Here is a 23,220-nt window from a genome sequence, read left to right as displayed (position 1 = left end):
GTCAGCGCTTCCCTGCGGGCTGCCCGGCAGCGGTCGCAGGGGATGCCACCTGGTCCGGCGCCAGGAAGCGGGTCGACGGCCGGCCATCGGCGTTGTGCTGCATGATGCGCACCGGCCGGCCTTGCGCGTCGAGCCACACCTGGCCGATCCCGGCGCCATTCCAGACGCGCTGGCCCTCCTGGCGCTGGTCGGGCAGGTGCGGCGTGAACACGAGATCGCGGCGCTGGGTGAACCAGTTCAGCGGCGAGCGCGGCGAGTACAGCCAGCGATTCAGGCGATCGAGCCAGTCGAGCAGGCGGCGCGGGAATTCGTTCTTGATGCCGCTGCTGGTGATCTGCCAGACATGCGGCACCCGGTCCGAGTCGCGCACCTCGACGTCGTAGGCGAACGAATAGTGCACGTCGCCCGACAGGACCACATAGTTGCCCGGGGTGCGCGAATGGCTGAAGATATTCAGCATGCTGCCGGCCGCGCCGCGATGCGCCATCCAGTTCTCGGCGTCGACGGTCAGGGCCGCACCCAGAAAGGTGGCAAGCCGTTGCACCACCTCGATCAGCTTGACCCCGAACATGGGCGTCGGCGAGACGATGACGGCGGCGGTTTCGTCCAGCAGCTCGTGCTGCAGCTCGGTGAGCGATTCCCAATCCATCAGGCCCGACGGATGGCCGGGCCGGCCTCGGTTGCGCCAGCGCCGGGTGCGGGTATCGAGCACGATGATCGTGGGCCGGGTCCGCAGCACGAAATCCCACTTGCGGAACGCCAGCAAACGGTCGATCAGCGCGTCCTGCCTTGGTGCGTCGAACCGGTCGTCGCCAGCCGCCGTGTCGATCAGCCCCGCCAGGTCGTCCAGCGCCGCCCCGAAGACCTCAGGGCGATTGCCCCAGCCCTGGCACAACATGTAGGCGACCAGCGCATTGCCCACGATGCGGCGCGAGAACGGGTGCTCGTAGGCGGTGGTTTCCCACTTGGCCGACAGGTTCCAGTCGTCGGTGATGTCGTGGTCGTCGAAGATCATCAGGGTCTGGACGTGCGCCAGCAGCCGGGCGGCGCGCGGCAGGTCGCCGCGAAAGCCCGCCAGCGCCTGCGACTCGCGCTGCCAGCGCTGCGCATGCCTGGGTGTAAGCGGAGGCGGGGCCGCATCCGCCACCAGCTGCCAGGGCACCGGCGACCAGACCAGCAGGTACATGGCCATCACCTCGGACAAGGTGACCAGGTGGTTGTGCGCATTGGCCGTGGTGAAGATCGGCTTTTCGCTGCCGCCGAAGAAGCGGTCGCGCAGCGCGTCGTTGGATTTGACCGCAGGGAGCAGCTCTTCGCGCCGGTAGTAGCTGGCCGGATGGCGGTACAGCGCCTCGCTGTCGGCGACCACCGCGCCTTGCAGGCATTCGGCATACAGGCCCAGGCGCCGGATCAGCGCGTGGATCGCCGCCAGCATCGGGCCGGCCACGTCGTCGGCATACACCTGGTCTCCGCACAGCATCAGCACGGCGGGCCGCTCCTCGGCCTGCTCGACCTGATCGGCCAGCAAGGCGTCGGCGCGCGCCAGGCCGTCGCGCGCGGGATGGTGCGGCTTGCGGCAGGAGCCGAACAGGATATTGTCGCTGCGGCTGCGCAGCACCAGGTTCGGCCGTGTGGCGCCGGCATGCAGCAGGTGCGGCGCCCATCGGGCGATGCCGGCCTGATCGCCATCGTCCTGCGTGACGAGCAAGTCGTATTCGATGATCGTGTCCTGCGGCAGCGGCTCGGTGAGCGCCACATCGATCAGGTGCACGCAGGCGTGGCGGCCGACACGGATCACGCGACAACAGCCCGCGTCCAGGGGCAGGCGCCGGGGCGCTTCTGCGCTGGGCGCCAGCACCAGGGTCAGGTCGAGCGGCGCGCTGCCGACCAGCCACAGCACCAGGCGGCCCGGTTCGAGGCGGCGCAGGATAGGGCCGGCGAGGACGGGCGGCAGGCCTTCAGGGGCTGGAGTCGGGGTCAATCGGGTGGACCAAGCTGGTTTGATGAACACGCGAGTGTAGCAGACACTCCAGGCGGTCCAGTTTCGGAAGATGTTTAGTAAACGAACTAAACAAGGGCTGGGTTACCATCGCTTTATTGCTCAGAAAGCAAACTCGGCATATACATGCGAGACAAGAAAGCGTTTGCCGCCACCGTTGGAGACTCCATGACCGTCCGTTCGACCCGCGCCGCCCTCTCCCACTCCACCCTGGTCCTGCTGGCCGTCCTGGCATCCGCCGCCGTGCCGGCCCAGGCCGCGGCCCCCGGCACCCCGGCCGCGGCCGTGAACGTCTTCATCGGCACCGGCGGCGACGGTCATACCTTCCCCGGCGCCACCCGCCCCTTCGGCATGGTGCAGCTCAGCCCCGACACCCAGGTGCGCCACTTCCGCCAGAGCTATCCCTGGGCCGCCGGCTACCGCTACGAAGACAATTCGATCCTGGGTTTCTCGCACACCCACTTTTCCGGCAGCGGCCACGCCGACCTGGGCGACGTGCTCCTGATGCCCACCAGCGGCGAGACCAAGCTGGAGCCGGGCTACCCCGAGCGTCCCTTCTCCGGCTACCGCTCGCGCTTCTCGCACGAGCAGGAACGGGCGGAGCCAGGCTACTACGCGGTGCGCCTGCAGGACAACGAGGTGGACGTCGAGCTGACCGCCAGCGAACGGGTCGGCCTGCACCGCTACCGCTTCAGGAAGGACGCCACGGCCAAGCTGATCCTCGACCTGCGCTCGAGCATCTACGACTACGGCAGCAAGAACCTGTGGTCGCGCCTGCGCGTGCGCGACGCGACTACCCTCACCGGCATGCGCGAGACGCGCGGCTGGGCGCCGGGGCGCCAGCTTTATTTCGCGGTGAAGTTCTCGCGCCCGATGAGCGCGCGCCAGCTGCACAACCGCGAGGAAGCCATCGAGTACCGCGGCTTCGCCCCGCCCGGCAAGACGCCGGCGGACAAGGTGCTGGTCGAGGGCAAGGCCCTGATGGCGGCGCTGGAATTCGGCGCGCCGCCGGATGGCACTCTCCTGGTGAAGGTGGCGCTGTCGCCGGTCAGCGAAGACAACGCCCTGGCCAACCTGGACGAGATGCCGGGCTGGGACTTCGACGCCCAGCGCCTTGCCGCCTCCCATGCCTGGAACGAAGCGCTGTCTTCCGTGAAGGCCGAGGCGCCGGAGCCGATGCGCACCATGTTCTACACGGCCCTGTACCACAGCATGCTGGCGCCCTCGCTGTTCATGGACCGCGACGGCCGCTACCGCGGACCGGACAACGCGGTGCACCAGGCCAAGGGCTTCAACTTCCACTCGACCTTCTCGTTGTGGGACACCTACCGCGCCCTGCATCCCCTGCTCACCCTGGTGGCGCCGGAAAAGCGCAACGCCGACTTCGTCAACTCGCTGATCGCCGCCCGCGAGCACAGCCCCTACGGCATCCTGCCGGTGTGGTCCTTCCACGGCCTAGAGACCTGGTGCATGATCGGCTACCACGCGGTGCCGGTGATCGCCGACGCCTACATGAAGGGCATCCGCGGCTTCGATGCGGACAAGGCCCTGGCCGCGATGACGGCCAGCGCCGAATACGGCCCCTACGGCGGGCTGGAACACTACATGAAGCTCGGCTACGTGCCGATCGACCGCGAGCCGGAAGCGGCCTCCAAGACCGTGGAATACGCTTTTGACGACTGGACCATCGCGCGCATGGCCGAGAAGATGGGCAAGAAGGACATCGCGGCCAATTACTACAAGCGTGCCCAGAACTACCGCAATGTGTTCGACCGCGAGACCGGTTTCATCCGCGCCCGCAAGTCGACCGGCGAATTCCGCACGCCCTTCAACCCGGTGCAGTCGAACTACGGCAGCGACTACACCGAGGGCAGTGCCTGGCAGTATTCCTGGTACATGCCGCACGATAATGCCGGCCTGATCGCCATGCTGGGCGGCGACGCCGCGATGGTGGCGAAGATCGACCAGGTCTTCGACGCCAAGGTGGAAGACAATGCCTACGCCCACATGGAGGACATCGCTGGCCTGATCGGCCACTACGCCCACGGCAACGAGCCCTCGCACCACGTGGCCTACCTGTACAACTACGCCGGCGCGCCCTGGCGTACCCAGGAACGCCTGAGCCACATCATGGCGACCCAGTACCACAACCGCCCGGACGGCCTGTCGGGCAACGACGACCTGGGCCAGATGTCGGCCTGGTTCGCCTTCACGGCGCTCGGCTTCTATCCGGTGGCGCCCGGGAGCAACGAGTACGTGATCGGCCGGCCGTTCCTGGAACGGGCGCAGTTGAGCCTGCCGAACGGAAAGCGCTTCACGGTACGCGCCGAAGGCCTGAGCGAAGCGAACCGCTACGTCGGCCGCGTCACCCTGAACGGCAAGCCGCTGGCCCGCAGCTACCTCAAGCACGAAGACATCGGCGCCGGCGGAGAACTGGTATTCACGATGCAGGCAAGGCCGAACAAGGAGTGGGGCAAGGAACGCGCTGCCCGTCCCTACACCCAGACCGCCTACCAGCCATGATGCGCATTGCGGCGGCACTGCTCCTCGCAGCGGCGGGCGCCGCCGGCGCCCAGACGGTCGGCAAGGTGAGCGACCCGGTCGAATGGGTCAACCCGCTGATGGGCACCCTGAGCAAGCCGGAGCTTTCGAACGGGAACACCTACCCGGCGATCGCCGTCCCATGGGGCATGAACTTCTGGACCCCGCAGACCGGCAAGATGGGCAATGGCTGGGCCTACACCTACGACGCCGACAAGATCCGCGGCTTCAAGCAGACCCACCAGCCCTCGCCCTGGATGAACGACTACGGCCAGTTCGCCATCATGCCGGTGACCGGATCCAAGCGCTTCAACCAGGACGCCCGCGCCAGCTGGTTCTCGCATAAGGCGGAGGTCGCAAAGCCCTATTACTACAGCGTCTACCTGGCCGACGCCGACGTCACCACCGAGATCACGCCGACCGAGCGCGCCGCCCAGTTCCGCTTCACCTTCCCCGCGTCCAGCGCCAGCTACGTGGTGGTCGACGCCTTCGAGAAGGGCTCCTGGGTCAAGATCCTGCCGGAGCAGCGCCGCGTGATCGGCTACAGCACCCTGCACCGGCGCGGCCCGCTGCCGAAGAACTTCCGCAACTACTTCGTGATCGAGTTCGACCAGGCTTTCACCAGCGCCGATACCTGGCAGGGCGAGAAGCTCGAGGAAGGCAAGCTGGAAAACGAGGGCCTGCACAGCGGCGCCCTGCTCGGCTTCGCCACCTCCAGGGGGCAGAAGGTCCACATGCGGGTCGCGTCCTCCTTCATCAGCGTCGAACAGGCCGAGCTGAATCTGCGGCGCGAACTCGGCAAGGACGACTTCGACACCACGCGAGCCAGGGCCAGGGCCCGCTGGAACGAGGTGCTGGGCAGGCTGTCGGTGGAAGGCGGCACGGTCGACCAGACCCGTACCTTCTATTCGAGCCTGTACCGCACCGTGCTGTTCCCGAACAAGATGTACGAGCTCGACGCCGCCGGCAAGCCGGTGCACTGGAGCCCCTACAACGGCGAGGTGCTGCCCGGCCGCCTGTTCGCCGGCACCGGCTTCTGGGACACCTTCCGCGCCCTGTATCCTTTCCTGAACCTGGTCTACCCGTCGATCAACCGCGAGATGCAGGAGGGCCTGGCCAACGCCTTCAAGGAAGGCGGCTGGCTGCCCGAGTGGTCCAGTCCCGGCTACGCCGACATCATGATCGGCAATAACTCGGCCTCGGTGGTGGCGGACGCGTACATCAAGGGGGTGCGCGGCCAGGACATCGAGACCCTGTGGCAAGCACTGGAGCACGGCGCCAACAACGAAGGGCCGATGTCGGCGGTCGGACGCAAGGGCGTCAAGTACTATAACGAGCTGGGTTACGTGCCCTACGACGTCGGCATCAACGAGAACGCCGCGCGCACGCTCGAATACGCCTACGACGACTTCACCATCTACCAGCTCGGCAAGGCGCTGGGCAAGCCAGCCTCGGAAATCGACATCTACGCCCGGCGCAGCATGAACTACAAGAAGCTGTTCGACCCCGAGTCCGGCCTGATGCGCGGGAAGAACCTGGATGGCAGCTTCCAGTTGCCCTTCAATCCCTTCAAGTGGGGCGACGCCTTCACCGAGGGGAACAGCTGGCACTATTCCTGGTCCGTGTTCCACGACGTCGACGGCCTGATCCGGCTGATGGGCGGGCGCCGGGCCTTCGTGGACAAGCTCGACACCGTGTTCACGCTGCCGCCGGTCTTTGATGAGAGCTACTACAAGGCGGTGATCCATGAGATCCGCGAGATGCAGATCGCGAACATGGGCCAGTACGCCCACGGCAACCAGCCGATCCAGCACATGATCTACCTGTACAACCATGCCGGAGCGCCGTGGAAAGCCCAGCACTGGATCCGCGAGACCATGGACCGCATGTATGCGCCCACACCCGACGGCTACTGCGGCGACGAGGACAATGGCCAGACCTCGGCCTGGTACGTGTTCTCGGCGCTCGGTTTCTACCCGGTGACCCCTGGCGTGAACCAGTACGTGCTCGGCACGCCGCTGTTCCCGAAGGCGACGGTGAAACTGGAGAACGGGCGGACCCTGGCGGTACGCGCGCGCGGCGACGGCCGCTACGTCGACGCTCTGCGCGTCAACGGCAAGCCGGTGGGCCGCAACTGGCTCGGCCACGCCGAACTGACGCAAGGCGCAAGGCTCGACTTCAGCATGGCAAGCCGGCCGAACACCACGCGCGGCACCCGCGAACAGGATGCGCCCTATTCCTTCTCGCGCGATCCGGCCCGCCCGGCCGTGCTGCGGGAGGAAGACTAGCACTATGCCGGCCACCATCCGCGACATCGCGAAGGCGACCAATTACTCGATCGGCACCGTCTCGCGCGCCCTGAAGAACCAGGACGGCCTGACGGAAAAGACGCGCGCCCGCATCCGCGCCGTGGCGCGCGAGCTGGGCTACGACTTCGGCAAGCTGCGCCAGGGAGAACTTCGCCGCGTCGCCTTCCTGCTGCACCGCCAGCACGACACCCGGTCCAGCAGCCCCTTCTACCTGCCGGTGCTGCAGGGCGCCGAGGAAGCCTGCCGCCGGCGCGGCATCGCCCTCTCCTTCGTGGTAGTCGGCCCGGCCGAACCGGTGCTGGAACTGGTGCGGGTGCACCAGCCGGACGCCCTCTTGTGCGCCGGCTTCTTCGAGGCCGAACTGCTGGACGCCTTGCGCGAGACCGGCAAGCCGCTGGTGCTGCTCGACATGCGCCTGCCCGGCTACCGCAGCGTCAACCCGGACCACCAGCTGGGCGGCTACCTGGCCACGCGCCACCTGCTGTCCCTCGGGCGCAGGCGCATCGCCATGCTGTGCGGGTCGCTGGCCCACCACAGCATCCACGAGCGCAGCCGCGGCTTTCGCAAGGCCCTGTTCGAGGCGCGCCTGCTGGCCGATCCGGAGCTGGAGGTGCAGCTGCCGCGCGTCGGCGACCCAAGCGACAACGTGCGGCGCGCGATGGACACCCTGCTCGCCCTGCCCAAGCGTCCCGACGCCCTGTTCTGCTACAACGACAGCACCGCGCTGGCGGCCATGCAGCACTGCCTCGAGCGCGGCCTGAAGATCCCGCACGACCTGGCGATCGTCGGCTTCGACGACATCCAGGCGGCGGCGAGCGCCATTCCGCCGCTCAGCAGCATCGCCATCGACAAGGAAGCGCTCGGCGCGCTGGGCGTCGAGCTGCTGCTGGAAAAACACCCTGCGCCCGATGCCGACCGGACCCTGCCCGTCCAGCTGGTCGTGCGCGAGAGCAGCGACGACAACTAGGAAAGACCCAGGACGCCATGGAACAACTGCCCGACTTCTTCTCGCCCGCCGTGCTCGAACGGCACGTCGCCCACACGATGTCGTTCTACTACCCGCGCTGCGTCGACCCGAGCGGCGGCTTCTACCATTACTTCCGCGACGACGGCAGCATCTACGACCGCCGTTCGCGCCACCTGGTATCGAGCACCCGCTTCGTGTTCGTGTTCGCGCAAGCCTGGCGCCAGTTCCGGGACCCGGACTACCGGCAGATGGTGCGCCACGGCGTCGACTTCCTGCGCCGCGTGCACCGCAATCCGGATACCGGCGGCTACGCCTGGCAGCTGGAATGGGAAGACGGCAGCGCACGCGTGCTGGACGCCGACAACCACTGCTACGGCCTGGCCTTCGTGCTGCTGGCCTATTCGCATGCCCTGATGGCAGGCATCGAAGAGGCGCGCGGCTGGATCCTTGAAACCTTCGCGCTGATTGAGGAGCGCTTCTGGGAGGAAGAACACGGCCTGTACGCCGACCAGGCCAGCGCCGACTGGGCGCTCCGCGATCCCTACCGCGGCCAGAACGCCAACATGCATGCCTGCGAAGCCCTGCTGGCGGCCTTCCGCGCCACCGATCACCTGCCCTACCTGCACCGCGCCGAGCTCCTGGCCCGCAACATCACCCAACGCCAGGCCGGACGCGCCAATGGCATGGTCTGGGAACACTACACGCGCGACTGGCAGCCGGACTGGGAATTCAACCTGCACGACAAGGCCAACCTGTTCCGTCCCTGGGGCTACCAGCCAGGCCACTTCACCGAGTGGAGCAAGCTGCTGCTGCAACTCGAGGCCCATGGCGCCCGGCTGACGGGCGGGCGCGACTGGCTGCTGCCCGCCGCCCAGGATCTGTACGCCAAGGCGCTTCACTACGCCTGGGACAACAGGCACGGCGGCCTGCACTACGGTTTCGCACCGGATGGCAGCGTCTGCGACGCCGACAAATACTTTTGGGTGCAGGCCGAAACCCTGGCCGCGGCGGCGCTGCTGGGCGCGCGTACCGGCGCGGAACGCTACTGGGTGGATTACGAGCGCCTGTGGCGCTACTGCTGGGCGCACTTCGTCGACCACGAGCATGGCGCCTGGTACCGCATCCTCACGGCCGACAACCGCAAGTACTCCGACGAAAAGAGCCCGGCCGGCAAGGTCGACTACCACACCATGGGCGCCTGCTACGACATCCTGCCGGCGCTGGCGCAACGCAGGCCGCCGGTATCGAGCTAATCAGTGCCGGGCGGAATCAAGCGCTTGCCGGCGCCGCATTGCGCTAGGATGGCCAGCCACCACAGCAAAGGAGACGATCATGGGCGAAATGGCAAACGTACAGTCGTGCATCCAGGCCTGCATCGATGCGATGCGGGCCTGCCAGGTATGCGCCGCGGCCGACATCCGCGAAGGCCAGAACAATTGTGCGCTGATCAACCTCGACTGCGCCGACATCTGCGCAGCCACCCTGAACGTGCTGTCGCGCGGCTCGCCCCACCACGGCGACTTCTGCGCGCTGTGCGCCCACATTTGCCGCGCCTGCGCGGCGGAGTGTGCCAAGCACGCATCCATGCACCAGCACTGCGCCGACTGCCAGGCCGCATGCGAGCGCTGCGCCGCCGAGTGCGACAAGCACGCGCGCGAACGCCACATCTGAGCTTCGGCAGTTCCCCCGCTGCCATCCCCTGCCCGCCCTCCCGCGGGTGGGCATCCCCTAGTGTCGTATGTACACATCATTTAACGCATTCTTAACGCCCCAATAACGCCAGACTGAGCCGTTGCCGCGTAGCATCGACTATGATCTGAGCATAATATACATACACGGTCGCGCTGCCTACCAGGCGGGGCACCACGGGGGCATCGCCTGGCGATGTGTGTTCCACGTCAACCAGGCGTCGCAACGCGTTTTCATGTTTCCAAAAGCATCCGGCAGCACCTCCCAGGACAAGACCCCCTCGGCGCGCCTGGCCCGAATCACCCGCTGGGCCGGCCCCTATGCCAGCCTGCTGCAGATGCTGCTGTTGGGACTGCTCATCCTGACCCTGTCGCGCGTGGCCCTGGCCGCCTGGCAGTGGGAACGGGTGGAGGCGACCGGCATCTCGGCCGTGCTGTTCCTGCAGGGTGCCCGGGCCGACCTTATCCTGCTCGGCTATTTCCTGGCGGTCCCGCTGCTACTGGCGCCCCTGTTCGCGCACCGCTTCTCGGCCCGCCTGTGGCGCACGGCCACGGTGGCCTGGGCCACCTTCGCGCTGGTCTTCATCGTCTTCATGGAACTGTCCTCGCCGCAGTTCATCATGCAGTACGATGTCCGCCCGAACCGCCTGTTCATCGAATACCTGGCCTATCCGCACGAAGTGTTCGCCACCTTGTGGAACGGCTTTCGCACCGCCCTGCTGCTGGGCGTCGGACTGACCGTGGTGCTGGCCGTGCTCCTGTACCGGCTGCTGCAGCGCGCGTCGAACGGCATGAACATGTGGCCCTCGCGCAAGCTGCTGCTGCTCTGGCCCGTGCTCTGCATCGCGGTCTTCATGCAGGTGCGCTCGACCACCGGGCACCGCCCGGCCAATCCCGCCCTGTTCGCCCTCACCGGCGACTCGATGGTCAATTCCCTGATCATCAACTCGGCCTGGTCGGTGTTCGACGCCATCGGCTCGATGCGCAAGGAATCGGTATCTTCGGAAATCTACGGCGACATGCCGCGCGCCAAGGTGCTCGAGCAGGTGCGCGCGGCGCCCTGGCTGGCCGGGGCACGCTTCGACAACCCGCAGCTGCCCACCCTGCACCACCAGCCGGCCGCCGTCCAGCGCGCGCGTCCGCTGAACCTGGTCATCGTGCTGGAAGAAAGCCTGGGCGCCACCTTCGTGCAGTCGCTCGGCGGCCTGCCGGTGACGCCGGAGCTGGAAAAGCTCAAGCACGAAGGCTGGTGGTTCGAGCAGCTCTACGCCACCGGCACCCGCTCGGTGCGCGGCATCGAAGCGGTGGTGGCCGGCTACGCGCCGACGCCGGCGCGCAGCGTGGTCAAGCTGTCGCTGGCCCAGCAGAACTTCTACACGCTGGCGGCAGGCCTGGGCCAGCAGGGCTACCACACCGAATTCGTCTACGGCGGCGAAGCGCACTTCGACAATATGCGCAGCTTCTTCACCGGCAACGGCTTCCAGAAGATCGTCGACATCGGCGAAATGCGCCCGTCCTTCGTGGGCAGCTGGGGCGCCTCCGACGAAGACCTGTTCGACAAGTCGCTGGAGCGCTTGAACAGCCTGCATGCCGCGAAAAAACCCTTCTTCAGCCTGATCTTCACCTCGTCCAACCACGAGCCCTTCGAATTCCCGGACGGTAGAATCGCGCTGCACGAACCCACCAAGCAGACGGTCAACAATGCGGTGAAATATGCCGATCATGCGCTCGGCAACTTCATCCGCGAAGCGAAGAAGCAGGACTACTGGAAGGACACCGTATTCCTGATCGTGGCCGACCACGACAACCGGGTCTACGGCAATGCCCTGGTGCCGATCAAGAAGTTCCACATCCCGGGCCTGATCCTCGGCGCCGACATCCAGCCGAAGCGGATCGCCACCATCGCCAGCCAGGTCGACCTGGCGCCGACCCTGCTGTCGCTGCTGGGCGTGTCGAGCACCCACCCGATGATCGGCCGCGACTTCGTGCGCGACAGCAGCTCGCCCGGACGCGCCCTGATCCAGTTCAACAACCTGTTTACCTGGCTGGAAGGCTCCTCGGCCACCATCCTGCGCCCCGGCAAGGCGCCCCTGCTGGGCCGCTACGATGCCGCCAGCGGCGTGCTCGATCCCTACGCTGGCAAGCCGAGCCGGGCCCAGGTCGACCAGGCGATGGCGCACGTGATGCTGCCCTCCCTCCTGTACCGCGAGCAGCGCTACCGCCTGGCGCCGTAGACATACATATTCCGGAAACAAAACCGCAACAAAGTCGCCATCCTGCGGCTGATTCTTCGGCTTGGGTTCCTGCTAATATTGGTCGTCCCGCTCGCCTTGCTGTCCGGCCGCGGGCGCCAAATGCAGCGCTCTTCCAACCGGGAATAAGAAGATGGACGCCAGAACGCCAGCCTTGCTTGCCTGCACAGTTATGCCCACCAGCGCCCATGGACGCTGAGATGCGGCGTCCGGCCTTCCTGCCCGCTTTCCTTGCCTTGCTGGTGGCCGTCGTGCTCGCCTTCCATGGGGGCTGGGCACAGGCCGCCTCCACGGCCGAGACCGGCCATGCGCGCGCCAGCCTGCTGGTGCATGCACCAGGCGGCATCAAGCCGGGGCTTGAGGTCTGGCTGGGCCTGCGCGTCGAGCACCAGCCGCGCTGGCATACCTACTGGCTCAACCCGGGCGACTCGGGCCTGCCCACCACCACGGCCTGGACCCTGCCGCCCGGATTCGCGGCCGGCGACATCGCCTGGCCGACACCGAAGCAGCTGCCGCTCGGTCCCCTGATGAACTACGGCTACGACGGCGACCTGCTGCTGCCGGTGCGCCTGACGGTGCCGCCCGGCTACGCGGGCGGCCCGGTTCCGGTGAAGCTGCGCGCCGACTTCCTCATCTGCGAAGAGGTATGCATCCCGGAATTCGCGGAACTGGACACCGTACTCGCGCCCGGCCCTGTGTCCACCCATGCCGCGCTGTTCCAGCGCGCCTTCGACAGCGCGCCGCGCGAGCTGCCCGGCCTGAAAGCCAGCGCCAGGATCGAAAACAATGCGCTGGTGATCGAGGCCCAGGGGCTGCCGCCCGCCTACCGCGGCCAGGCCTTGCAGCTGTTCCCTGCCAACGGCGGCGTGATCGACCACCCGGCGCCGCTGGCGCAAGAGTGGAAGGACGGGCAACTGGTGCTGCGCGCGCCCTTGTCAAGCCAGCGCAGCGACAGTCCGGCATCCATGGATGCGGTGATCACCGCGGGCCACCAGGCACCCGGCATCCCCATCAGCTTCGCGATCGCGGGACCCTGGCCGACACCGGGTGCGGCCGCGGCGGCGCCGGCGCTAGCCGCGCCACCGGCGTCCGGGCCGGTCGACAGCGGCGCCGAGCGTCCCTGGCTGGTGGTGCTGGCCTTCGCCTTCCTCGGTGGCGCCATCCTGAACCTGATGCCCTGCGTGTTCCCGGTGCTGTCGCTGAAAGTGCTCGGCTTCGCCCAGCATGGCGGCGAGCGCAAGCGCATCGTGGCGGGCGGCTTCGCCTACACCCTGGGCGTCATCGCTTCCTTCCTGCTGCTGGCCGCGCTGCTGCTGGCCTTGCGCGCCAGCGGCGAGGGCCTCGGCTGGGGCTTCCAGCTGCAGTCGCCGCTGTTCGTGGCGGCGCTGGCCATCCTGTTCACGCTGATCGGCTTCAACCTGGCCGGCCTGTTCGAGTTCCGCCATATGCTCCCGAGCCGCATCCTGAATGCGCGCGCACGCACCCCGGTGCTGGACGACTTCCTCACCGGCGTGCTGGCGGTGGCCGTGGCTTCACCCTGCACCGCGCCCTTCATGGGGGCGGCCCTGGGCGCCGCCCTGTCCCAGCCCGCGCCCCAGGCCCTGTCGGTGTTCGCCGCGCTGGGCGCCGGCATGGCCGCACCCTATCTCGCCGCCAGCCTGTTCCCCGGCCTGGCGCGCATGCTGCCGCGTCCGGGTCCGTGGATGCTGCGCTTCAAGACCTTCATGGCCTTCCCGATGTTCGCCACCGTGGTGTGGCTGCTGTGGGTGCTCGGGCAGCAGGCCGGCGTCGACGCGGTCGCGGCCATCCTCGGCCTGATCGTGGCCGCCGCCTTCGGCGTGTGGGTGCTGGGCATCCCGGCGCGCAGCCATGCCGGGCGCTTTGCCGGCATCGGTGCCGCCGCCCTGGCATTCCTGGGCGCGGCTGCCTGGGCCTGGCCGGCGTTCCAGCATGGCCAGGCGAATGCGGCCACGGCCGAAGCCTCGGCCGGCTGGCAGGCCTGGTCGCCGCAGGCGGTGGCCCAGGCGCGCCAGCAGGGCCGGCCGGTCTTCGTCGACTTCACAGCAAGCTGGTGCGTGACCTGCCAGTACAACAAGCGCACCACCCTCGCCGACCCGGGACTGATGCGGGACTTCCAGGCCAGGGAGGTGCTGCTCCTGCGCGCCGACTGGACCCGGCGCGACGAAACGATCACGCAGGCGCTCAAGGAACTCGGACGCAGCGGCGTACCGGTGTACGCGCTCTATCGCAAGGGTGCGCCCCAGCCGACGCTGTTGTCGGAACTGCCGAGCGTGGAGGAAGTCAGGCAGGCCCTCGCCGCGCCGTAATCAACAGTTCAATCAGTCCAACCAGACCAACCACCAGGAGGATTTCATGAAGCGCACCATCGCATTCTCGCTGTTCGCCGCCGGCCTGCTTCTCAATGGCAGCGCCCTCGCCGAAGCCGTGGTCGGCCAGCCCGCGCCCGCCTTCAAGGGCGTCGACGCCGCCGGCAAGCCGGTCTCGCTCGAGCAGTACAAGGGCAAGTACGTGGTGCTCGAATGGGTCAACCCGGAGTGCCCCTTCGTCAAGAAACACTACGACAGCGGCAACATGCCCACCGTGCAGAAGTACGCCGCCGACAAGGGCGTGGTCTGGCTGTCGGTCAGCACCAGCGCCGACGGCGACCGCGCGGGCAAGTCGGCCGCCATCAACGACTGGGTCAAGGCGAAGAAGGCCATGCCCGCGGCCACCATCATGGACACGGGCGGCGCCATCGGCAAGGCCTACGGGGCGCGCACCACCCCGCACATGTACCTGATCGACCCGAGCGGCAAGCTGGTGTACGCCGGCGCGATCGACAGCAAGCCGAGCGCCAATCCGGCCGACATCAAGAGCTCGACCAACTACATGGTGCAGGCGATCGACGAATCCCTGGCCGGCAAGCCCCTGAGCCAGGCCGTCACCAAGCCTTACGGCTGCTCGGTGAAGTACGGCTGATTCATGCGATTCAGATAATGTGCCGCAGGGGCCCGCCATGCCTGGCGGGCACTGCTATGATGATTCCCAATATTCAAAAACAACAAGGGGATCCTCATGCGTCGCACCTCGCTTTCACGCCGCAGCCTGCTGGCCGCGGCCGCCTTTGCCGCCTTCCTGCCGCTGGGCAGCGCCCTGGCCGCGCCCTTCGAATCGACGCGCATCACGGTGCGCACGGAGGGCTCCGGGCCCGACGTGGTCCTGATCCCGGGTCTGAACTCCTCGCCGCGCGCCTGGGCCTCGACCGTGGCTGCAGTCAAGGGCTACCGCTACCACCTGGTGCAGGTGTCCGGCTTCGCCGGCCAGCCGGTGGGCGGCAACACCGAAGGCAAGGTGGCGGCGCCGGTGGCCGACGAGATCGCGCGCTACATCAAGGAGGCCGGGCTGAAGCAGCCGGCCGTGATCGGGCATTCGATGGGCGGCACCATGGGCATGATGCTGGCGGCGCGCCATCCGGAAGCGCTGTCGCGCCTGATGGTGGTGGACATGTATCCCTACCTCGGCAACTTCTTCGCCGGTCCGGGCGCACCGCCCGAGCAGGTCGAGGCGGTCGCGAACGCGGTGATGGCAGGCATCCGCAACGCCAGCCCCGAGCAGCGCGCCAGGAACACAAGCGACACCATCGCCGGCATGGTCAACACCGAGTCGATGCGCGCCGGCGCCATCTCCGATTCGGCCGCCAGCGACCTGGACGTCAGCAGCCGCGCCTACCGCGAGCTGATCGTGACCAACCTGATCCCGGAGCTGGACAAGATTACCAAGCCGGTCACCGTGCTCTACGTGCAGCCGAAGACCGTGCCGATCCCGGCCGAGCAATTCGACTTCGCCTACAAGAGCGCCTATGCGCCGGTGAAGAACCTGACCCTGAAACGTATCCCGGACAGCGCCCACTTCATCATGTGGGACCAGCCGCAGCGTTTCCAGGGCGAAGTGAAGGCTTTCCTCGCCACGCCCTGATCTAGCCTGCGCGTTCGCCAGCGCACGGAGCACGCGCCCCGAGACGATTATATTGCACTGCAACATAGCTTACAGATGCAATATGGTCAAACTTGCCCCCGGGGTGCGCTTGCTGCGCAGCCTGAGCCGCGCCGCCAAGGCGCAACAATCGCTGGCCGCGACGCTGCTGGGCGCGTTCGCGCCGGCGCCGCAAAAGCCGGCTTCCAGACGCAGCACTTCCCGACCCGCGCCGCGGGAGAACCGTGCGCTTGAAGCCGGCGCGCCCGGCCGATGGCTGGAGGCACAGTTTCCCCTGCCGCCGCAGCCGGGACAGGCGTCCGCGCAAACCATGTCTTACTGGCTCTACCTGCCGCGCCACGTGCCCGAGACCGTGACGCGGCACGGCTGGCCATTGGTCGTGATGCTGCACGGCTGCCACCAGAGCGCCGTCCAGTTTGCAGAAGGCACGCGCATGAACCGCCTGGCGGAAGAAAAAGGCTTTGCCGTGCTCTACCCGCAGCAAGAACGGCAGGCGCAGCGGCAGCGCTGCTGGCGCTGGTATGACCGCGACACCCAGCAGGGCGGCGGCGACACCATGGCGCTGGCCGCACTGGTCGACGCGGTGTGCACGCAGCACCCGATCGACCGCCGCCGCATCTATGCCTGCGGCCTGTCCGCCGGCGCCGGCATGGCGGCCGTGCTGGCCCTGAACCATCCCGAGCTGTTCGCCGCCGTCGGCCTGCATTCCGGTCCCGTCTTCGGCGCCGGCCACAGCCCGATCGGCGCCATGCACGTCATGCGCCACGGCGCTCCCTTGCAGGCCGATGCGGCCATCCGCGCCGTACTGGAGCGCCGTATCGCCGATGGCGTGGAGGCGCCGATGCCGCCGATGCCGGCGCTGATGATCCAGGGCGAGGAAGACCGGGTGGTGCGACCGATCAACCAGTTCGAGCTGGCGCGCCAGTGGCTCCAGTTGAACGGTTTGCCGGCAGGTCCGGCGACACGGATCGCGCAGAAGCCTGCGGGACGGGGCGGCCGCCGCAATGCCCATGAAATCCACGACCACCTGGCCGGTTCCAAGCTGCTGCTGCGCGTGGTCCGCATCGCCGGCCTGGGTCACGCCTGGAGCGGCGGCGATCCGGCCCTGAAGTTCAATGCGGAGGCAGGGCCGGATGCAAGCCGGATGATGCTCGACTTCTTTGGCAGGCATCGGCGCCAGGCGCGCTTATGACGGACCGGGAATTTCCACTGGACTAGCCTCCGTACCGCAGCAGCTTGCGCGGTCCGCTTACGCTGCAGCCATCGCGCGGCATGCATCCGCGCAGCGGCGGCACGCGGCGGCGCACTGCTGGCAATGTTCCATCTGGTGCTTTGCGCACTCGTCGGCGCAGGCCGCGCACACCTCCGCGCACTGGCGGCACAGGGCCGCGGCGTACTCGCTGCCGCGCGCCATGAAGCCGGAGGCGAGCCGGCAGATCTGGGCGCAATCGGTGTCCAGTGCAATGCAACGCGCCATCATCTTGACATCGTCCTCGCCCAGGCAGGCGCTTGCGCAGTGGTCGCATGCGGCCGCGCAGGCGTCGCAGGCATCGATGCACTCTTGAAATCGTTCGTGAGCCATATGTCCTCCATGAGAAAAGCCGGCAACGCAAGACCTCGGCAGCAGTGTGCCGGCCTGCGCCGTGATTCGATACATTTGCACAAACAGATTACGCGCATGGCGTCGCAGCCGGCACACGTTACCGGCGTTCATTGCTAATGCCTCTCAATCACGGGGCGCTCGTTTCCAACCTGCATACTAGGAGAAGCCGCATGCAATCGAGGGACAGCATTGCCGACATCTGGGACCAACGCAGCCCCTACGAGGGCGAATACCGCTGGCCGGTCCGGGTCGACCAGCGTAGCCTGGAGGAGCCCGAGCCCTGGGTGCAGTCGGCCAACTGATCGGCCGGCTGTGCGCACTGGACAAGCCACGCGCAGCCCGCTCGACGGCGACGAAGGACAGGACTGAAACGGATCTGCGCGGCGCCGGACTGTCAGCGCGGCGGCCGCGGCGGCAACTGGATCGCGGCCAGCGCTCCGTACAAGGGCGGGCTCCAGACCCGCGACACGGTGCTGGCCACCACCGCGCAAGCCATCAGGCTCAGCACCATGCTGTGGCCGTCGACCATTTCCATGACGATGATGAAGGCAGTCAGGGGCGCCTGGGTGGCAGCGGCCAGGAAGCCGACCATGCCAAGGGCGATCAGGGCCGCCCCATGCGGGTAGCCGGTCAGCAGCGCGATGTCGTGCCCGAGCGCGGCGCCGATCGACAGGGAAGGTGCGAATATCCCGGCCGGCACGCCAGACCATGCCGTCAGCCAGGTCGCGATGAACTTGAGCAGCACGAATGCCGGCGGCAGGCTGGCTTCATTCTCGAGCAAGGCGCGGGTGGTCTCGTTGCCGCTGCCATAGGTGGTCCCGCCGCTGATGGCGCCGATGGCCGCCACCAGCAAGCCGCAGCCGGCCGCGAACCAGACCGGATGGCGCGCCCGCAGACGCGTCGGCCAGTCGGGCGACACGCCGCGCAAGGAGGTCAGCAGCAGGCGCGCAAACAGTCCGCCCGCGCAGCCGCTGGCCAGCGCCGCGAGCAGGCCCGGTCCCAGCAGCGTCAGGCCGATCGGGCCGGGGTGGATGACCCCGAAATGGGTGCCGTTGCCGTACACGGAAACCGCAATCAGGCCGGCCAGCACAATGCCGGCCACGATCAGGCCGCTGTTGCGCTGTTCCGGCGCACGCGACAATTCCTCGATGGCGAACATGATCCCCGCCAGCGGGGTGTTGAAGGCGGCTGCGATCCCGGCGGCGCCCCCCGCCACCAGCAGGGAATGGGCGCTGACGCCGCTGCCGCGCGGCAGCCAGCGGCGCGCCCCCAGCATCACGCCGGCAGCAATCTGGACCGATGGTCCCTCGCGCCCGAGCGACATGCCGCCCAGCAGGCCGGCCGAGGTAAGTGCGATTTTCGCAATGCTCAGCCGCAAGGAGACCAGCAGGGGGCGGCGCCCGCCCGACAGCGCGGGGTCCAGCGCCGCCATGACTTGCGGGATGCCGGAGCCGGCCGCGCCGCGGGCGTAGCGCCGCGTGACCCAGACGATCGCAGCACAGCACAGCGGTGTCCACAGCAGCGGTGTCCACCACCCGTTTGCAGCCAGGTCACCGAACAATCCGAATGCCCCTTCTGCCAGCCACGTGAAGGCCACGACGACCAGTCCCGCCAGGGCCGCCATGCTGACCACGACGATACGCGTGCGCCAGAGATTAGGAGAAACGAACTCACGCTGGAATGCGGAGCGGACGTCGTGGGAAGAAGGGTCGGGTGGCATGGCGGGCACGATAGGATCGAGCGCCCATTATAAATGCATTTGTACGAATGCATTTTTCACACCGAAGGGGCTCAGCTTCAGCCGACTCCCGGACTCAGATGAAGGGCCAGCTCAGGATGCGCTTCAGGTGCAGGACCGTGCGGGTGGCAATGTAGCCGAAGGCGAACGCGAATGCCAGCAGGCTCCAGGCGTCTCCCAGCACCGCCAGCCAGGCGCCGCCGACGGTGGCGGCGGCGACCAGCACCATCAGCCAGAGTTCGATACTGAGAAAAAAGCTGGCGGCTTCGCGCCAGACGCGCACTAGGAGCGCAAGGGCTTCCTTGAAGGTCTTGATGTCGTGGCCCATGATCGTATTCGCAAGATGGCAATGATAAAAATGAAAAAACGCTGCCGGAAATGCAAATCGCCGGCAGTGCCGGCGATTTGCGATTATGTTGCGGTGGATTATAACCGAGTTCGCGAGTTTTGCCTGACAGCATCATCCTCTAGCGAAGAAGGGTGCGGGAACTTGCGCAATTTCAACGTTCCATGCGCACCAGCGCAACTTCCTTCATCTGCTCCTTCTTCGGCTCTTTGAACGCCTGCAGCAGGCGCGCCGTCTCTGCCCTGGCGCGCTCCAGGTTGGCCGCCTTGACGTGCCCATAGCCGCGGATCGACTCCGCCACCTGGGCCAGCTTGAGCGCGGCCGCGCGGTTTTCCAGCGTCAGCTCCGTGGCCAGCATGTCGACCAGCGCAAGATAGTCGCTGCGCAGCCGGCGCTCGGCGCGGCGCTCGTGGGTATAGCCGAAGACGTCGAAGGCGGTGCCGCGCAAGACCTTCAGCGGCGCCAGCATGAGGAAGGCCGAGCGCATCCACGGGCCGAATCGCATCTTGGCAGGGACGTCCGTGCCCGGCTTCTTCCTCGCCAGCAGCGGCGGCGCCAGGTGGTACTCGACCCGGAAGTCCCCCTCGAACTGCTCCTTCAAGCCTTCCAGGAAGCCGGTCTGCGTGTGCAGGCGCGCTACTTCGTATTCGTCCTTGTAGGCCATCACCTTGAACAGCGAACGGGCGACCGCCTTGGCCACTGCGCGCTTCGACGCCGGACCCTCGATCTCGACTTCGCGCGCCTCGACCTTCGCCACGGCGGCGCGGTACTGCTGGGCGTAGGCGGCGTTCTGGTAGTGCGTCAGCCAGTCGGCGCGGAAGGCCACCAGTTCCTCGAGCGAGCTTGGCGGCGCGAACTGCACCACCCTGGCCGGCTGCGCCAGGCGTGCGGCGGCCTGCTCGTCGGCGGCCACCAGGCGGCCCAGCATGAAGGCCTTCTTGTTCATCTCGACGGCCACACCGTTCAGTTCGATCGCGCGGTTCAATGCCTCCAGGCCGACCGGCACCAGTCCCAGCTGCCAGGCCGCGCCCATCATCAGGATGTTGGCGCCGATCGGGTCGCCCAGCACGCTGCTGGCGAGCTGCTGGGCGTCCAGGCGTAGCGTCGGGCCGCCGGCGTCCTGGATCTTGGCCAGCAGCTCGTCCTTGCGGATGTCGGCGTCGGGATCGCGCGTGAACTCGGCGGTCGGGGTCTCGTTCTCGTTGGCGACCACGCGGGTATGCCCGCGCCGCATCACGGCCAGCGCGTCCGGCATCGCCGCCACCACCAGGTCGCAGGCCAGCAGGGCGTCGGCCTGCTGCAGGTCGATGCGGACCTGGTGCAGCAAGCGCGGCGACGGGGCCAGCCGCACGTGCGACATCACCGCCCCGCCCTTCTGCGCGAAGCCCATGAAGTCCAGGGTCGAGGCGCCCTTGCCTTCGAGGTGGGCGGCCATCGTGATCAGGGCGCCAACCGTGACCACGCCGGTGCCGCCGACGCCCGCCACCAGCATCTCGAAGGGCTTGTCGAAGGCGTAGCTGGCGGGCAGCGGATAGGCGGCCAGCATGCTTTCCAGCTGGCGCAGTTCGAGCGCAGCGGCGGCCGGTTTCTTGAGCTGGCCGCCGATGACGGACACGAAGCTCGGGCAGAAGCCTTCGGCGCAGGAGTAATCCTTGTTGCAGGAGGCCTGGTCGATTCTCCGCTTGCGGCCCAGCGGGGTCTCGAGCGGCAGGATCGACAGGCAGTTCGACTGCACACCGCAGTCGCCGCAGCCTTCGCACACCGCCGGGTTGATCACCATGCGGCGCGGCGGATCGGGGAATACGATGTTGTCCGGCTTGTTCTTCTTGCGGCGGCGGCGCTTCTCGGCGGCGCAGGTCTGGTCGTAGACCAGCACCGTGACTCCAGGCATGTCGCGCAGTCGGCGCTGGATGGCGTCGAGTTCGTCGCGGTGGTGCACCGCCACCCCGGCCGGCAGCGTGACGCCCCCGTAGTTCTCCGGCTGGTCGGTGACGACCACCGCCTCCACCGCGCCTTCGCTGAGCACCTGCTGCAGGATCTGCGGGACGGAGAGCTTGCCGTCAACCGGCTGGCCGCCGGTCATGGCCACCGCGTCGTTGTACAGGATCTTGTAGGTGATGTTGGCGCGCGCCGCCACCGCCTGGCGGATCGCCAGCGAGCCCGAATGGTAATAGGTGCCGTCGCCCAGGTTCTGGAACACGTGCTTCTCGCGCGAGAAGCGCGAGGCCGCGACCCAGGGCACGCCCTCGCCGCCCATCTGGGTCAGCGTGAAGGTATCGCGCTTCATCCAGCTGGCCATGAAGTGGCAGCCGATGCCGGCCAGCGCGCGGCTGCCTTCGGGCACTCGGGTCGAGGTATTGTGCGGGCAGCCCGAGCAGAAGTAAGGGGTGCGCTTGATCGCGTCGGCGCCGTTGGACAGCAGCTCGGCGCGGCAGAACTGCGGCAGGAACTCCTCGAGGCGCAAGGCGGGCAGCTTCGGCCCCAGCCAGCGCACCAGCACCGGCGCGATGCGCGAAGGGCGCAGCTCGCCCAGCTGCGAGAGCAGCGGATGGCCGGCAGTATCTGTCTTGCCGAGCACCTGCGGACGCTGCTCCGGCGCCAGGTTGTACAGCAGGCTCTTGAGCTGGCCTTCGATGACGTCGCCCTTCTCTTCTACCACCAGCACTTCCTGCAGGCCGTGGGCAAACGCATGCAGGCGGGTGCGCTCCAGCGGGAAAGTCAGGCCCGGCTTGTACAGGCGCAGGCCGAGTCCTTCGAGCTGGTCGAGGCCGAGGCCCAGGCGGGCAAAGGCTTCCAGCAGGTCGAGGTAGGCCTTGCCGGCCGCGATGATGCCCAGCTTGGCGCTTGGTGCGGCGACCACCAGCTTGTCGATCGAGTTCACGGCCGCGAAGGCGTGCACGGCCTGCAGCTTGTCGGCCACGCGCTGTTCGATCGCCAGGCTGGGCAGGTCGGGCCAGCGGTAGTGCAGGCCGTCAAGCGGCGGCACGTAGCTTTCCGGCGTCTTGAAACAGGGGGGCGCGGGCAGTTCGACGACCGCGCCGCCTTCCACGGTCTCGGAGATCGCCTTGAAGCCGACCCAGGCGCCGGAAAAGCGCGACAGCGCCCAGCCGTACAGGCCGAACTCCAGGTATTCCTCGATATTCGCCGGATTCAGGACCGGCATGCCCCAGGCCATGAAGGCGTGGTCGCTCTGGTGCGGCATCGACGAGGACACGCAGCCGTGGTCGTCGCCGGCGATCACCAGCACGCCGCCCAGCGGCGAGGAGCCATACGCATTGCCGTGCTTGAGCGCGTCGCCGGCGCGGTCCACACCCGGGCCCTTGCCGTACCACATGGCGAACACGCCATCCACGGTGCGGTGCGGGTCGCCCCCGACCTGCTGCGAGCCCAGCACGGCGGTAGCGCCGAGTTCCTCGTTGATGGCGGGGAGGAATTCGATGGCGTTCTGCTGCAGGATTTTCGATGCGCGCCAGGCTTCCTGGTCGACCGCGCCCAGCGGCGAGCCGCGGTAGCCGGAAATGAAGCCGCCGGTGTTCAGGCCGGCGCGCTCGTCCAGGGCCTTCTGCATGAGCGGCAGCCGGATCAGGGCCTGGGTGCCGGTCAGGAACACGCGTCCCTGCTCACGCTTCAGGTTGTCGTCCAGCCGGTAGGCAGGGTCGGCCAGCGCCGCCCCGCCGACTTCCTCGTGCATCGATCCCATCTATTGTCTCCACTGTGCCAGCCCTGCAGGGCTTGTTCATAGTGAAAGATGATAGTCAATGCCAGGGAAATAAGTTTTCTAACT

16 protein-coding genes are annotated in these 23,220 nt (G+C 67.5%); 11 read left to right on the top strand and 5 right to left on the bottom strand.

The window, feature by feature from the left end; translation table 11 throughout:
- Nucleotide 1: 1 nt before the first annotated feature.
- Nucleotides 2–1,981, bottom strand: coding sequence for an alkaline phosphatase family protein (locus ACK6C6_RS07485; RefSeq protein ID WP_409266646.1), 1,980 nt, complete (start codon nucleotides 1,979–1,981; stop codon nucleotides 2–4).
- A 186-nt stretch (nucleotides 1,982–2,167) separates the two neighbouring features.
- Between ACK6C6_RS07485 and ACK6C6_RS07480 the strand changes: the two genes are divergently transcribed.
- The 10 genes from ACK6C6_RS07480 to ACK6C6_RS07435 all read left to right on the top strand — a co-directional run bounded on the left by ACK6C6_RS07480 (nucleotide 2,168) and on the right by ACK6C6_RS07435 (nucleotide 16,941).
- Nucleotides 2,168–4,522 carry a GH92 family glycosyl hydrolase gene (locus ACK6C6_RS07480; RefSeq protein WP_409266645.1) on the top strand — a complete coding sequence of 785 codons (2,355 nt, stop codon included), beginning with the start codon at nucleotides 2,168–2,170 and terminating at the stop codon, nucleotides 4,520–4,522.
- Nucleotides 4,519–6,828: a GH92 family glycosyl hydrolase gene (locus ACK6C6_RS07475; RefSeq protein ID WP_409266644.1), complete on the top strand. Its 2,310-nt coding sequence runs from the start codon at nucleotides 4,519–4,521 to the stop codon at nucleotides 6,826–6,828. Before ACK6C6_RS07480 ends, ACK6C6_RS07475 begins: the two co-directional genes overlap by 4 nt.
- A gap of 4 nt (nucleotides 6,829–6,832) precedes the next feature.
- Nucleotides 6,833–7,816, top strand: a complete 984-nt coding sequence (locus tag ACK6C6_RS07470) for a LacI family DNA-binding transcriptional regulator (RefSeq protein ID WP_409266642.1) — start codon at nucleotides 6,833–6,835, stop codon at nucleotides 7,814–7,816.
- 17 nt (nucleotides 7,817–7,833) lie between these two features.
- The gene (locus ACK6C6_RS07465; protein ID WP_409266641.1) at nucleotides 7,834–9,069 is read left to right on the top strand and encodes an AGE family epimerase/isomerase; all 1,236 of its coding nucleotides are present in this window, start codon (nucleotides 7,834–7,836) and stop codon (nucleotides 9,067–9,069) included.
- A 79-nt stretch (nucleotides 9,070–9,148) separates the two neighbouring features.
- Nucleotides 9,149–9,487: a four-helix bundle copper-binding protein gene (locus ACK6C6_RS07460; protein WP_051996253.1), complete on the top strand. Its 339-nt coding sequence runs from the start codon at nucleotides 9,149–9,151 to the stop codon at nucleotides 9,485–9,487.
- Nucleotides 9,488–9,740: 253 nt separating this feature from the next.
- Entirely contained in the window at nucleotides 9,741–11,738 is a 1,998-nt protein-coding gene (locus tag ACK6C6_RS07455) for an LTA synthase family protein (protein WP_409266640.1), read from the top strand.
- 206 nt (nucleotides 11,739–11,944) lie between these two features.
- On the top strand, nucleotides 11,945–14,083 hold the full coding sequence (locus tag ACK6C6_RS07450; protein WP_409266639.1) for a protein-disulfide reductase DsbD family protein: 2,139 nt from the start codon (nucleotides 11,945–11,947) through the stop codon (nucleotides 14,081–14,083).
- Nucleotides 14,084–14,129: 46 nt separating this feature from the next.
- Nucleotides 14,130–14,735, top strand: coding sequence for a redoxin domain-containing protein (locus ACK6C6_RS07445; protein WP_409266638.1), 606 nt, complete (start codon nucleotides 14,130–14,132; stop codon nucleotides 14,733–14,735).
- Between the two features lie 96 nt (nucleotides 14,736–14,831).
- On the top strand, nucleotides 14,832–15,731 hold the full coding sequence (locus tag ACK6C6_RS07440) for an alpha/beta fold hydrolase (RefSeq protein ID WP_409266636.1): 900 nt from the start codon (nucleotides 14,832–14,834) through the stop codon (nucleotides 15,729–15,731).
- Between the two features lie 82 nt (nucleotides 15,732–15,813).
- On the top strand, nucleotides 15,814–16,941 hold the full coding sequence (locus ACK6C6_RS07435; protein WP_409266634.1) for an alpha/beta hydrolase family esterase: 1,128 nt from the start codon (nucleotides 15,814–15,816) through the stop codon (nucleotides 16,939–16,941).
- Nucleotides 16,942–16,998: 57 nt separating this feature from the next.
- Here ACK6C6_RS07435 and ACK6C6_RS07430 read toward each other — a convergent pair whose 3' ends face one another.
- Complete coding sequence (locus ACK6C6_RS07430) at nucleotides 16,999–17,331, bottom strand: four-helix bundle copper-binding protein (protein ID WP_209586167.1); 333 nt, start codon at nucleotides 17,329–17,331, stop codon at nucleotides 16,999–17,001.
- Nucleotides 17,332–17,522: 191 nt separating this feature from the next.
- On the opposite strand from ACK6C6_RS07430, the gene ACK6C6_RS07425 reads away from it, so the two are divergent.
- Nucleotides 17,523–17,654, top strand: a complete 132-nt coding sequence (locus ACK6C6_RS07425) for a hypothetical protein (RefSeq protein WP_409266633.1) — start codon at nucleotides 17,523–17,525, stop codon at nucleotides 17,652–17,654.
- Between the two features lie 92 nt (nucleotides 17,655–17,746).
- On the opposite strand, the gene ACK6C6_RS07420 is transcribed toward ACK6C6_RS07425, so the two are convergent.
- From ACK6C6_RS07420 to ACK6C6_RS07410, 3 genes are all read right to left on the bottom strand, one after another.
- Nucleotides 17,747–19,072, bottom strand: a complete 1,326-nt coding sequence (locus ACK6C6_RS07420; RefSeq protein WP_209586166.1) for a chloride channel protein — start codon at nucleotides 19,070–19,072, stop codon at nucleotides 17,747–17,749.
- Nucleotides 19,073–19,166: 94 nt separating this feature from the next.
- Complete coding sequence (locus ACK6C6_RS07415; RefSeq protein WP_209586165.1) at nucleotides 19,167–19,418, bottom strand: hypothetical protein; 252 nt, start codon at nucleotides 19,416–19,418, stop codon at nucleotides 19,167–19,169.
- A gap of 172 nt (nucleotides 19,419–19,590) precedes the next feature.
- Nucleotides 19,591–23,127 carry an indolepyruvate ferredoxin oxidoreductase family protein gene (locus ACK6C6_RS07410; RefSeq protein WP_409267313.1) on the bottom strand — a complete coding sequence of 1,179 codons (3,537 nt, stop codon included), beginning with the start codon at nucleotides 23,125–23,127 and terminating at the stop codon, nucleotides 19,591–19,593.
- Nucleotides 23,128–23,220 lie beyond the last annotated feature (93 nt).

It is taken from the genome of Massilia sp. BHUDP2 (genome assembly GCF_046236355.1).
Lineage (GTDB): Bacteria > Pseudomonadota > Gammaproteobacteria > Burkholderiales > Burkholderiaceae_D > Telluria > Telluria varians.
This window is presented reverse-complemented; position numbering and strand designations above follow the sequence as displayed.